This window comes from Clostridium homopropionicum DSM 5847, assembly GCF_001263795.1.
Taxonomy (GTDB): domain Bacteria; phylum Bacillota; class Clostridia; order Clostridiales; family Clostridiaceae; genus Clostridium_H; species Clostridium_H homopropionicum.
Genome location: NZ_LHUR01000011.1, coordinates 1 through 13,683, shown reverse-complemented (window position 1 = coordinate 13,683; position 13,683 = coordinate 1). Strand labels below are relative to the sequence as shown.

Here is a 13,683-nt window from a genome sequence, read left to right as displayed (position 1 = left end):
CTTAACTCCTATCATATGTTGAAAATAATATTTCTTTAGTTACTAAAATGTATAAAGGTGTTGTAAATAAGCCAACTATACCCAAAATCTTTACACCTACATATGTTCCTAATAGCATTGCTAAAGGATGAACATTTAGTTTATTGCTAACAAATTTTGCTTCAGCAATCTGCCTAACTATTTGTATTAATATGTATAAAATAATTATGCCGAATGCAATGATTTTATTGTTAGTAATAAATTTATAAATTATCAGTGGAACGAATATAACAATTGTTCCTATATAAGGGACTAAATCTAAAACGCCACAAAATATAGCTAGCTGAAGTGAGCTTTTAATATTTAGTGATATAAACCCTAAAAAAGTAACTAAAGTTGTCAATATTATAATTATTAATTGTATTTTTAAATATTTATTTATTTCATCTATCTTTTCATTTATACGCTTTAGTTTATTATCAGAAATTATTTTCAGAATCGAATTCAATATAACATACTTATCTACTAAAATAAAGTATACTGCTATATTGCTAATAAAATAGTCTAGAATACTCTCAGTAGTATAAACAGCACCTTTTTTTATAAAACTTTCATAAGATAAAGTTAAATAAAAGTTTTTAATTTTATTATTTAAGTCAAATAAATCTATATTGAAAAAATTATATATTACTTGAATAGCATTCTCCATACCTTGAATAAAATTGGTATAATTTTTCTTAAATAAAAAATATGCTTCATTAATAAAAATTTTGCCAATATAGAAAATTATAAAAAAAATAATTAAATTAATTATTACTAAGCTTATTACTGCATTGAGATTTTTATTAAATATTTTTATCTTTGAAAGAAATTCATAAACAGGTTTGCTGAGAAAGTACATAAAAAAAATAATAAAAAAGGCAGTAAAATAATGCTTAATCAACAAACTTACTAAAACAAATATCACTAATAAAATAAAAGATTTATACAGCTTTAAATATAAATGATTTATTTTTATCAAAAAACTACATCCCCATTATTATTGTTACATAATAATATACTACAACTGATGAGAAAAGTATGCTATCAAATCTATCTAATATTCCTCCATGTCCTGGAATTAAATTACTATAATCTTTTACTCCAATAAATCGTTTAATTGAAGAGGCAACTAAATCACCCATCTGGCTAAATATACCGCTAATAAAGCCAATTAAAATAAAATTAAATAATGGAATAGATACTCCTATATGATTGATGAAAATACCAAAACCCATGCAGCCAACAGTGCTTCCAATTAATCCTCCTATAGATCCTTCTATGGTTTTTTTAGGACTAACTTTAGGACATAGTTTATTCTTCCCAAAAAACTTTCCAGAGTAATATGCAACAGTATCGCACATCCATGCAGAAATAAATATTGTCCATACTATATATTTTCCAAAATCTTTTTCACTAACTAAAACAATGAAACTAAAAAATACTGATACATAAAAAAATCCTAACAAGGTTATAGCTACATCTATGAAATTATATTTATCATTTAGTACTGGTATACTAAGCATTATAAATAATGAGAATGCTAAAATTAAAAAAATATTATTTAAGCTAGAATTATTAAAAATCAGTAAAAGGTAATAAAACAAAGTCAATACTATAGCAATAGCTGTCAAAGGTTTGTAATCTTTTATTTTCATAATATTAAAAAATTCATAAATCCCAAGGAGGGAAACAATTGCAACTAGCACTTTTAAATAAATGCCACCAATAAATAATACTATAATAAGAGGTGACAAGATTACTGCTCCCAAATAACGTTTATCCATACTTTCTCTCCTATTTTATACCGCCATAGCGTCTATCTCTATTTTGATAATCATAAATAGCCATATTCAAATGTTCTTTTTTAAAATCAGGCCATTTTACATTTGTATACCAGAACTCTGAATAAGCACATTGCCATAAGAGAAAGTTGCTTAACCTTTGTTCTCCTGCAGTTCTTATTATTATATCTGGATCAGGCATTCCTTTAGTGTATAAATAATTTTCTATTATATCTTCGTTAACTTCATCTAAAGAAATTTTACCTTCTTGAAGTTCTTTATAAATATTTTTTAAAGCACTTACTATTTCACTTCTACCGCCATAATTCAGAGCCAAATTTAGTACTAATCCACTATTATTTTTAGTATTATTATAGGCATCAATTAACTGCTCTTGACAAATTATTGGCAGTTTAGAAATGTCTCCTATGCTTCTGATAATAACATTTTGAGCATTAAGCTCATTAAACTCTTTTTTCAAATATTCAACAAGTAGCTTCATTAAAGTATTTACTTCTTCTTTAGGTCTTTTCCAATTTTCTGTAGAGAAAGCATATAAAGTTAGATATTTAACACCTAATCTACTACTTTCCTTAACTATTTCCCTTATAGCTTCAACACCAGCTTTATGACCAAAGGTTCTTGGTAACTTTTTCTGTTTAGCCCATCTTCCATTACCATCCATTATTATAGCTATATGCTTAGGAATATTATTTAAATCTATTTCAATATTTGTGTCTTCTGAACCTGTATTAACACCAAATATATTTTTCATAACTTATTACTCCATTCAATTGTTATATTTTTAAAATACCTGCGTAAACGCAGGTATTTTAAAAGCGTATGTAATCATACTGACATTACTTCTTTTTCTTTTTCTATTACAACTTCATCTATTTTCTTTATAAACTTATCAGTTAATTTTTGCATAGATTCTTCAGCGCTTTGTGCTTCATCTTCAGTAATTTCATTTTCTTTTTTGAGATTTTTAATTTTATCATTAGCATCTCTTCTTATAGATCTAATTGCTACTTTTCCATCTTCTCCTGACTTTTTAACCTTCTTAACAATTTGTTTTCTGGTTTCTTCTGTTAACTCAGGAACAATAAGTCTAATTACATTTCCATCATTTGAAGGATTTATACCTAAATCAGATTGTAATATAGCTTTTTCAATGCTTTTTAAGGATGCTTTATCCCATGGTTGAATAAGTAACACCCTAGGTTCTGGAGAGGAAATACCTGCTAATTGATTAATAGGTGTTTCACTGCCGTAATATTCAACACTGATTCTGTCAAGCATTGTTGGATTTGCTTTTCCTGCTTTCATTGTTGCAAGCTCTTTTTTCAATATGCTTATGGTTTTATCCATTTTTTCTTCTGACTTTTGAATAATTTCCTTAATCATTAGGTTACCTCCTTTTTATTTAGATACTATAGTACCAATTTTTTCTCCCATAATAACTCTTTTTATATTATTAGGAGTTTCTAGTCCAAAAACCACTATTGGAATGTTATTATCCATACATAAAGATGTTGCTGTAGAATCCATCACCTGAAGTCCCTTTTCTAAAACTTCAATATAGCTAAGCTTATCAAATTTTTTAGCATCAGAATATTTATTTGGATCTTTATCGTATACTCCATCAACCTTTTTTGCTAATAATATTGCATCAGCTTCTATTTCCGCTGCTCTTAAGGCTGCAGTTGTATCTGTAGAAAAATAAGGATTTCCAGTTCCAGCAGCAAAAATTACTACTCTTTTTTTCTCTAAATGTCTCATTGCTCTTCTTCTTATATATGGCTCAGCAACTTGGTGCATAGCAATGGCAGTTTGAACTCTTGTATCCACACCAATGTTTTCTAGAGAATCTTGTAAAGCTAAAGCGTTTATGCAAGTGGCTAGCATGCCCATATAGTCAGCTGTAGTTCTATCCATCTCTTCACCATTTCTACCACGCCATATATTTCCTCCACCAACAACTGCGCCAACTTCAATTCCCATGTCTACTAATTCCTTAATTTCTTCAGAAATTCTCTTTGTAACGTTAAAGTCAATACCATAACCAGCTTCTCCACTTAAAGCTTCTCCTGATAATTTTAACATTATTCTTTTATACTTAGATGAATTCATAATAATATTATACCTCCTGAATTCCTAAAATTACATACTTTTTTTAACATATTTATCATCACAGCCTTAAAAAAAGAGAACACTATGTGTTCTCTTTATTAACTTTTATTCACTATTTTTTAATCTGTCTTTGAACTTCTTCTGCAAAGTTCTCTTCTTTCTTTTCAATACCTTCTCCTCTTTCAAATCTTACAAACTTAGAAAGAGTAATAGGTGAACCTATTTGTTTTGATTTCTCATTTAATAATTGTTTAATAGTAAGATCAGAGTTCTTTACCCAAACTTGATCAATTAAACAAACTTCTTTTAAATATTTTTGAATTCTGCCTTCTACCATTTTATCAACTATTTTTTCTGGCTTACCTTCATTTAAAGCTTGAACTCTATATATTTCTCTTTCTTTATCTAACATTGCATGATCTACATTGTTTTCATCAAGAAATAATGGATTTGTAGCAGCAACTTGCATAGCAATATCCTTAGCAACTGCTAAAAGTTCACTATTTGAAGTAGCACAATCTAATTGAACTAAAACTCCAATTTTGCCGTCACCATGGATATAACTGCTTATTCCACCATTTTCAACAGCTAATTTTTCGAATCTTCTAATATTCATATTTTCACCAAGCTTTGCAATTAAAGCTGTTAAAGCATCTTTTACAGTAAGATTCTCATCATTTATAAATTTAGATTCTAATAATTCTTCTACAGTAGCCACATTGCTGTTTACTATTTGTTTAGCTACAGCATTTGAAAATTCAACAAAAGCTTCATTAATAGCAACAAAGTCAGTTTCACAGTTTACTTCTAAAATTACAGCTGTTTTGCTGTCTTCACTTATTTGTGTTGTAACAATACCTTCTGCAGCTATTCTTCCTGATTTCTTAGCAGCAGCAGCTAATCCTTTTTCTCTTAAATATTCTATAGCTTTTTCTTCATCTCCATTAGATTCTGCTAAAGCTTTTTTACAGTCCATCATTCCTGCACCAGTTTTTTCTCTTAAATCTTTAACCATTTTTGCAGTAATCATTTTTTTCCCTCCTAAACAAGTATATTAAAGCTATTCAGCTAATTGTTCACCTTGTCTTCCTTCTATTATTGCATCAGCTATTTTAGCAGTAATTAATCTTACAGCTCTAATAGCATCATCATTTCCTGGTATTACATAATCAACTTCATCTGGATCACAGTTTGTATCTACTATAGCAACAACTGGTATTCCTAAAGTTTTTGCTTCAGCTAATGCGTTCTTTTCTTTTCTTGGATCAACTACAAATAATGCACCAATGTTGCTAGCATTCATTTCTTTTATTCCACCAAGATTTTTTTCTAATTTTTCTTTTTCGCCTCTTAATTTAATAACTTCTTTTTTAGGTAGAACTTCAAATGTTCCATCTTGTTCCATGTTTTCTAATTCTTCAAGTCTGCTAATTCTTGTTTTGATAGTTTTAAAGTTTGTAAGCATTCCACCTAACCATCTATTATTTACAAAGTGCATGCCTGATCTAATACTTTCTTCTTGAATAGCTTCTTGTGCTTGTTTTTTAGTTCCTACAAAAAGAACATCTTTTCCATCTAAAGCAACACTTCTTATGAAATCATAAGCATCTTCAACTTTCTTTACTGTTTTTTGTAAATCGATGATGTAGATCCCATTTCTTTCTGTGAATATATATGGAGCCATTTTAGGGTTCCATCTTCTTGTTTGATGTCCGAAATGAACACCAGCTTCTAATAATTGTTTCATTGAAATTACTGACATTAATATTACCTCCTAATTGGTTTTTACCTCCATTGTCCTGTTATGATTAAACCTTAATAAAAGGCACCATCTCATAAAATTAGACAATGTGTGTTTTTCTTCCTTATGTAGTATATCACATGAATATTAGTGGTTCAACAATATTTATTAAAAACTTATTAAATTTCTGGTGAAATCACTAAAAAAGAATAGGTTTTGACCTATTCTTTATAATTATTTACTATTTAATTTTTTTTAATTCATCAATAAGCTTTTCATTAAGTATTTTTATATGAGTGCCTTTCATTCCTAGTGATCTAGACTCAATCACACCTGCACTTTCAAACTTTCTTAATGCATTAACTATAACAGAACGGGTAATACCTACCTTATCAGCAATTTTAGAAGCTACTAATAATCCTTCATTACCATCCAGCTCATTAAATACATGCTCAACTGCTTCTAACTCAGAATATGATAGAGTTCCTATAGCTAATTGAACTACAGCTTTTCTACGTGCTTCTTCTTCTAATTCATCATTCTTAGATCTTAAAATTTCTAGACCAACAATTGTGGCACTATACTCAGCTAACACCAAATCTTCATCTGTAAATTTTTCGTCAAATCTAGTTAAAAACAGGGTTCCTAGTCTTTCTCTGTTGCCTACAATTGGAACAATAGTAGATAACTTTCCTTCAATTTCAGCCGGCTTTGTATCATCAAAACTAGACTTCCCATCATTTTCAATATTAGAAACGGTTTCATCCATGCTGAGCAGTTTATTATTGAAATTATCAGGAAATTTTTTTTCATTTAATACTTTTTCTTTTATGCTTTCACATTCTAGTCCATTATAAAATCTATAACCTAAAATTTTGCCTTTTTTATTAATAAGATACACGTTACATTCTAAAATTTCACTAAGTGAACCACATATGTCCTCAAATACAACTGGTTCAGCTCCTGTTTTTTGAAGTATTTTATTAATCCTTCTGACCTTTTTTAATAATTCTGAAGCCATTGTATCTCTCCTTTAAAACACTTTGAAAATTTTTCATTTAAATTGTTATCTTTTTTTAAATATTTAAATAATTTTAACTTCTTACAACAATCATAGCATAGTAGTAATAATATTTCAATTAATATTTATCATTTCTCCAGTAATATTATTTATTCATGAATTATGGTTTTACATTCTTTGTTCGAGCATTCTAAAAATTTTCCGTTTTTCTTATTGAATTTTATTACCATAAAGTTACCACATTTTGGACACTTCTTTTCAGATGGTTCAAACCAACTTGCAAAATCACAATTTGGATAATTACTGCAGCCATAAAATTTTCTACCCTTTTTACTTTTCCTTAATAATATTTTCCCGTTACATTTAGGGCAACTAACATCTAGTTCTTCCACCATAGGCTTAGTATTTTTACATTCAGGATATCCGGGACATGCCAGGAAATCCCCAAACCTTCCGTGTTTTATAACCATAAATCTTCCACATTTATCACATTTAATATCTGTAGGTTTGTCTTCAATTGTAACCTTAGAAATTTCTTTTTCAGCTATTTCTATATAATGTATCAATGGATTATAAAACTCATGTACAACCTTTTTCCAATCTTCCTTTCCTTCTCCAATGAAATCTAGCTTATTTTCCATTTCAGCCGTAAATTCAACATCTACAATTTTAGTAAAGTATTCACTTACAATGTTATTTACTATGAAGCCTAACTCAGTAGGAATTAATGTCTTTTTCTCTCTTTCTACATACTTTCTATCAATTAATGTAGATACTATAGGGGCATAGGTACTTGGTCTACCTATTCCATTGTCTTCTAAAGTTTTAACTAAAGTAGCTTCAGAAAATCTTGCAGGTGGTTGTGTAAAATGCTGAATAGGTTTAATACTTTTACTTTGTAATAATTCGCCTTTTGTCAGGTTAGGTACTTTTGTTGCTTCCTCATCTTCATCTAAGGTGTAATCATATACTTTCATAAATCCATCAAAAACTATATTAGAACCAACTGCTCTAAGGAGATATGGTCCATTAATAACATTGGCAGATATAGTATTCATAATGCAATCAGACATTTGACTTGCAAGAAATCTTTTCCAAATAAGATTATATACTTTATACTGTTCAGGCTTTAAGCTATCTTTTATTTTTTCAGGTGATAGTTCTACATAAGTCGGCCTAATAGCTTCATGTGCATCCTGAATATTTTTTTTACCTTTAAAATCTCGGAATTCTTTTGGTGCATAATCCTCTCCGAAAGCTTCTAGAACATATTTTTTAGCACTTTCTTGTGCTTCCTTAGAAATACGTACAGAATCTGTTCTCATATAAGTTATTAATCCTATCGATCCATGCCCTTTTACATCAACACCTTCGTATAATTGTTGAGCTATAGACATAGATTTTTTTGTTGAAAAATTTAATTTCTTATATGAATCCTGTTGAAATGTACTAGTTGTAAAAGGTGGAAGAGGTTTACGGTGTTTAGTGGCAGTTTTAATATCTTCAACGATAAACCTATTTTTCTTTAGTTCCTTTTCAATTTTGTCACTCGCATCTTTACTTTCTATTTCTATTTTTTTATTATCCTTGCTATATAGTTTTACCCAGAAGTTTTTTTTATCTTCTGATGTTTCTAGTTCACACTCTATTGTCCAATATTCTTTAGATTCAAATTTATTTATTTCTTCTTCTCTATCACAAATTAATCTTAAAGCTACAGATTGAACTCTACCAGCACTTAAACCCCATTTTACCTTTCTCCATAAAATAGGACTTATTTTATATCCAACTAATCTATCTAATACCCTTCTTGCTTGTTGTGCATCTACTAAATTCATGTTTATTATTCGAGGACTTTTTATTGCAGCCTTAACAGCATTTTTTGTAATTTCATTAAACTCTATTCTACATTTTTCAGACTCATCAAGTTTCAAAGCTTCTGCAAGATGCCAAGAAATTGCCTCACCTTCTCTATCAGGGTCCGTTGCTAGATAGACTTGTTCGCACTTTTTAGCTTCTTTTCTAAGATTATTTAGCAAATCTCCTTTTCCACGGATTGTAATATATCTAGGATTATAATTATTTTCTGTATCAACACCTAATTGACTTTTTGGTAAATCCCTTATATGGCCCATAGAAGCTCTTACAATATAATTCTTGCCTAAATATTTTTCTATAGTTTTTGCTTTAGCTGGAGATTCTACTATAACAAGTTTTTGACCCATATTATCCCCTCCGATTAACGTTTTGTCTTATTAAATTGCCATTGTATATTATATTTAATAAGTTTACACTTTTTTGTTGTTTTTTACAAAATAATTACCACTTATGCACATTATTTCATCTTTTAACTGCAATTCAAATAATACCTCATATAATTGTTTGATGTCAATCTTTGTTGCTCTTAAAATATCATCAAAATGTAAAGGAGTATTGTCTATTTTCTCATAAACTGTTTTCTCTAAAGGTTTCATAGATTTTGAAAATTTAGTTTCTTGTATGTTATTTTTTATATGTAAAATATCAAAAATTTGTTCTATATTTGTAAAAATATTAGCTCCTTCTTTTATTAATTTGTTTGTCCCTTTGCTTTGAGATGAAAATATGTTTCCAGGAACAGCTAAAACTTCTTTTCCCTGTTCTATTGCATATGTAGCAGTTATAAGAGATCCACTTTTATCATTAGCTTCTACAACTATAAGAACATCGCCTAAAGCACTAATTATTTTATTTCTTATTGGAAAATTATATGCATATGGCTTTGTTCCTGGTAAAAACTGAGATATAACACAGCCATTTTTTATTATATTTTTATATAAAGAATAATTTTCCTTTGGATATACCACATCAATTCCTGAACCTAGTACGGCGCAGGTATAAGAATTGTTCTTTATACAATTCTCATGAGCTATTGAATCTATTCCCCTAGCCATTCCACTAATTATATTAACTTTATTATTATTCATATGCTCACAAATTATATTTGTAACATTAATCCCATAACTTGTGCAAGTTCTTGATCCTACTATAGAAATATTATAAGGATCATTCAATTTAGTAATATCTCCCTTATAAAAAAGCATATATGGTGAATCATCGTACTCTTTTAACCTATTTGGATACATTTCGTCCGTAATTACAACAGTATTTATACCTTCAGATAAAATTTTTTTACTTATATATTTTATCAGTTCCATATCCCACGCTTCTTTTAAAGCTAATATTATTTTATCATTTATCAAGCTATGTTTTTCATAGCTTATAGTATGATGCCATATTCTAGCCACGTTTCCAAACTGTTTTACTAAATTATTTTTAATACTGTAAGGTAATTTTGAAATTGCAAACCAAATTTCATATTCATTCATGCTATAATTTCTCCTTATGATATACTACTGCATATTTTAATTTTAAATTATTTTTGTATCTAAGAATTTTCTATAGTTTAATGCTTCAATTAAATCTTCCTTTTCAATATTCTTTTTATTTTTTAAATCAGCTATGCTCCTGGATATTTTTAGTATTCTTGAATAACTCCTTCTACTTAATGCATACTTATAATACACTTTCTCCAAAAATTCATTATCACTTTTATTCAATTTACAATATTTTTTAATAAGGCTTTCATTCATTTCTGCATTACAAAAAATACTCTCCTCTTTAAATCTCTCCTTTTGAATTTTTCTTGCCATCTCAACTCTAGCTCTTATATGTTTAGATTTTTCTCCCTTCCCAGCATTCAATTCTTTATATGATACTCCTTTTACATTTATAAATAAGTCAATTCTATCTAATATTGGTCTTGTTAGTTTATTTAAATATCTTTTCCTTTCATAATCATTACATATACATTCTCTAATATTACTTCCGTAATAACCGCATTTACATGGGTTCATTGCCCCTACAAGCATAAAGTTAGCAGGATAATCTACACTGCCAGAATATTTACTTATTTTAATACATCTATCTTCAAGAGGTTGTCTTAAGGCATCTAAAGTTTTTTTATCAAACTCAAGAATTTCATCTAGAAACAACACCCCATTATGTGATAAAGTAACCTCTCCTGGTGTAAGCTTACTTCCACCGCCTACAAGAGAAGTTATGGAGGCAGAATGATGAGGACTTCTAAAAGGTCTTTCAGTAATAAATCCTTCACTGCCTAATTTATCACTTATGCTATATATTTTTGTTACATCCAAGGCTTCCTTATAATTAAGCTTTGGTAAAATAGAAGGTATTCTTCTTGCTATCATTGTTTTACCACAGCCCGGTGGCCCAAACATAATTGTATTATAGTACATAAACAAGGTATTATTTAACCCCAGCTGAATTATTGTCCACTGGGGTTAATTTTATTCACCTAATAACTTATTAAAGTAATTTTCAAGGTCATGCTTTTTAACTAACTGCCTAATATTTGCCGCTACCTTGTAATAAACTTTAACTTTATCATCACTAATTATAATCTTTTCAATACCTGCAATTATTTCATCTCTTGTATATTGCTCTTTTATTTCAAGGCTATCTATATCATTAATAGTATTTTGTATATATGCAATATCGTTCATTATTTCATTGTTTGGCTTTGTTAGTTCCTTAATTTTATATTCAGTTTCTGTAATCTTGTTCTTAAGCTCTGCCGCCGCTTGCTTAAAAATGCTTTCATCTATAATACTTTCTAAATAACTGTTTAAAAGTTTGCTTTGCTGTGCCTTGTACTTGTTTAATTCCTGCCCTAACTGTTGAGCCTGTAAATTACTATTGGTATTTATCCTCTGTTGTAGTTGTAACACCATGTCCTCTAATACTGATTTATACATTACCTTATATTTATAAATTGCTCGTCTATAATTTTCACTGGTTATATAGGTATTTAATTTATTTTCACTAATATTTTTATTATTACAAGCCCCAGTTCCTTTCAACTTTTTAGTCTTACAATTATAGAATCGCCTTCCCCTGTCCATATTGCTTATATAGGGGTTTCCACACTTACCACATAGTATAATTCCTGCATAATCGGTAATCCCTTTATATATTCCAACTTGGTTTTTATGATTAACTTTACTTTGTAACATTGTTTGAACTGAATAAAATAATTCCTTACTTATAATAGAAGGTATTTTATCACTCTCTTGAATTATCCATTGGTCTTTTGGCTTAACTTGTGGGTAACTATATTTATTAAATACCTTGCCAGTATCATATTTTAGTCGAGCATTAATACCTGCATATTTTTCATTAGTTAAAATTCGCTTTATAGTGCTTTTACAAAATGGTTTCTTCTCTCGTGTCATAATAGTATTGTCATTTAGGTAATTTATAATTCTCCTTATGCCTTGTCCTTGGCTATATAGTTTATATATGGTTTTAATTACAGACGCTTCGCTGGGTATTATTTCAAGTCTGTTTTCTGCCTGTATATAGTTATAACCATATAGGCGGCTATTTGCATTTATTGTTCCTTTCCTTGCTCCTTCCCTTATCCCGAAACTTACCTTTGAAGACTTATCTCGGCTTTCTTGTTCATCAAATAATTGAAATAATTTTAGTAGAAAATCACTTGATATATCCTTTGTATTAATGTTTTGCTCTATAAATTTAATATGCACACCCTTATTTCTTAAAAGGTTGATAATTTCAAAGGATAAAGTATTTCGTGCAAATCTCGAAGTATTTTTAATCCATATTTCATTGAATATGGGAGGTCGCTCTGTAATTTCATAAAGTATGTGTTTTTTCTTAAGTCTTCGGTCTTTGCTTGTAAATTGTTCTATAATATCAATTCCAGCATCTTCGAGCATTTTATTAAATTCTGGTCTATTGCTTAACTTTGTACCTGTTAATCCTTGGTCAGCATATATATTAATTAGTTTACAATCTTTACTATGTTCCAGCACATTTAGAAAATATGTTTGCTGGTTCTCGAATGAATTGGCTTGGTCTTTGCTATCTGTTGAAACTCTACAATAACAAGCTACTTTTATAAGTGTCATAAGTTTTTTCACTCCTTTAAAATTTTCCTACCTAATATATAGTAAAAATTATTGAATATTAAAGTTGAGCTTTTTATCCTAAATAAAGTAAAGAGGAAGGCATTATCTACCTTCCTTTTTAGGGCATTCTTTTTCATTTTTCATGTATGAAATCGGCTTTTCTTTAAATATGTGGCATGAATTATAATTTATATTATGTTTGCACTTTGTGCACTGGGGAACAAATGTTATTTTTATTTCATCTTTTGTTTGCATAAATCTTTTTTTAGTTTTATCCATTTATATCAATTCCTTTATTTCTAAATACAAATCCCTGTTCTAATATTTCAATCGCTTTATCATAGGTTTGCTGGTCGGTTACTTTGTAAATACAATCAAGTGTCCAGCCATAAGTATCGGGTACAACCTTGCATAAATCTATATTTTCAGCGGATAGGCTTTGGCTGTTTACATGAAGCCTTATGCCTTTTTTCTGTAAATATATTTCGGCGATATTATGTCTGCCGCACTTAAGCCCTGTATAAGCTGGAGTTTCTTTTGTACTACAACCCTTGTCCACCATGTAAGCAATCATTTTATCAAACATCTTTTGTATAGATGGTTCAATTTGCTTTTTCTTATTAGTTTCTGGCTTTTTAGTTTCAACTATTTTGCCGCCTGCCGCATTTTCTGGAGCTTGCTCTTGTAATTGTACCTTCTTATTATCTTCCGTTTGCTGTGGGGTTGTCTGTATAATTGCTGGGGTTGTTTCTTGGGTTTTCTCCTGTGTTTGTTGGTTTATAATGTTTAATATTTGCTCCTGTGCCTGTTGCTCTGTTAATGCCTTACTATTCTTTTTTCTCATTATAAAATCACTCCTTTCTATATCTAGTGATAAGAGCCTCTAAACCCTTACACTAACGCATTTTTACTTTAAATACATATCTTTATAGAGGATGGCTATACATTGGAGTATAGCTTACCTCTTAATATAGCTAATTGTTCTTTTAA

General features: G+C 29.1%; 14 protein-coding genes. All 14 read right to left on the bottom strand.

Translation table 11 applies throughout. The features are described 5' to 3' along the window. Position 1 precedes the first annotated feature (1 nt). Complete coding sequence (locus CLHOM_RS02235) at positions 2-1,000, bottom strand: AI-2E family transporter (protein WP_052220056.1); 999 nt, start codon at positions 998-1,000, stop codon at positions 2-4. A gap of 4 nt (positions 1,001-1,004) precedes the next feature. Beyond that, positions 1,005-1,805 (bottom strand): phosphatidate cytidylyltransferase, encoded by an 801-nt coding sequence (locus tag CLHOM_RS02230; protein ID WP_052220055.1) that lies wholly within the window; start codon positions 1,803-1,805, stop codon positions 1,005-1,007. 10 nt (positions 1,806-1,815) lie between these two features. Continuing rightward, a complete protein-coding gene (locus tag CLHOM_RS02225; RefSeq protein WP_052220054.1) occupies positions 1,816-2,577 on the bottom strand; it encodes an isoprenyl transferase in 762 nt (253 codons plus the stop codon). A gap of 74 nt (positions 2,578-2,651) precedes the next feature. After that, positions 2,652-3,209, bottom strand: coding sequence for a ribosome recycling factor (frr, locus tag CLHOM_RS02220; RefSeq protein WP_052220053.1), 558 nt, complete (start codon positions 3,207-3,209; stop codon positions 2,652-2,654). Positions 3,210-3,224: 15 nt separating this feature from the next. Then, positions 3,225-3,935: a UMP kinase gene (gene pyrH / locus CLHOM_RS02215; RefSeq protein ID WP_052220052.1), complete on the bottom strand. Its 711-nt coding sequence runs from the start codon at positions 3,933-3,935 to the stop codon at positions 3,225-3,227. Between the two features lie 112 nt (positions 3,936-4,047). Then, complete coding sequence (tsf, locus tag CLHOM_RS02210) at positions 4,048-4,965, bottom strand: translation elongation factor Ts (RefSeq protein WP_052220051.1); 918 nt, start codon at positions 4,963-4,965, stop codon at positions 4,048-4,050. Positions 4,966-4,995: 30 nt separating this feature from the next. After that, positions 4,996-5,697, bottom strand: coding sequence for a 30S ribosomal protein S2 (gene rpsB, locus CLHOM_RS02205; RefSeq protein ID WP_052220050.1), 702 nt, complete (start codon positions 5,695-5,697; stop codon positions 4,996-4,998). A 220-nt stretch (positions 5,698-5,917) separates the two neighbouring features. Beyond that, positions 5,918-6,697 (bottom strand): GTP-sensing pleiotropic transcriptional regulator CodY, encoded by a 780-nt coding sequence (gene codY, locus CLHOM_RS02200; RefSeq protein ID WP_052220049.1) that lies wholly within the window; start codon positions 6,695-6,697, stop codon positions 5,918-5,920. A 149-nt stretch (positions 6,698-6,846) separates the two neighbouring features. Then, entirely contained in the window at positions 6,847-8,922 is a 2,076-nt protein-coding gene (gene topA / locus CLHOM_RS02195; RefSeq protein ID WP_052220048.1) for a type I DNA topoisomerase, read from the bottom strand. A gap of 63 nt (positions 8,923-8,985) precedes the next feature. Further along, positions 8,986-10,065: a DNA-processing protein DprA gene (dprA, locus tag CLHOM_RS02190; RefSeq protein WP_052220047.1), complete on the bottom strand. Its 1,080-nt coding sequence runs from the start codon at positions 10,063-10,065 to the stop codon at positions 8,986-8,988. Between the two features lie 42 nt (positions 10,066-10,107). Then, the gene (locus tag CLHOM_RS02185; protein ID WP_082204341.1) at positions 10,108-10,998 is read right to left on the bottom strand and encodes a YifB family Mg chelatase-like AAA ATPase; all 891 of its coding nucleotides are present in this window, start codon (positions 10,996-10,998) and stop codon (positions 10,108-10,110) included. Between the two features lie 51 nt (positions 10,999-11,049). Further along, complete coding sequence (locus tag CLHOM_RS02180; protein WP_052220045.1) at positions 11,050-12,693, bottom strand: recombinase family protein; 1,644 nt, start codon at positions 12,691-12,693, stop codon at positions 11,050-11,052. Between the two features lie 102 nt (positions 12,694-12,795). Next, complete coding sequence (locus CLHOM_RS18255; RefSeq protein ID WP_161803190.1) at positions 12,796-12,972, bottom strand: hypothetical protein; 177 nt, start codon at positions 12,970-12,972, stop codon at positions 12,796-12,798. Further along, positions 12,965-13,537 (bottom strand): hypothetical protein, encoded by a 573-nt coding sequence (locus CLHOM_RS02175; RefSeq protein WP_052220044.1) that lies wholly within the window; start codon positions 13,535-13,537, stop codon positions 12,965-12,967. The genes CLHOM_RS18255 and CLHOM_RS02175 overlap by 8 nt, the downstream gene beginning before the upstream one ends. Between the last annotated feature and the right edge of the window lie 146 nt (positions 13,538-13,683).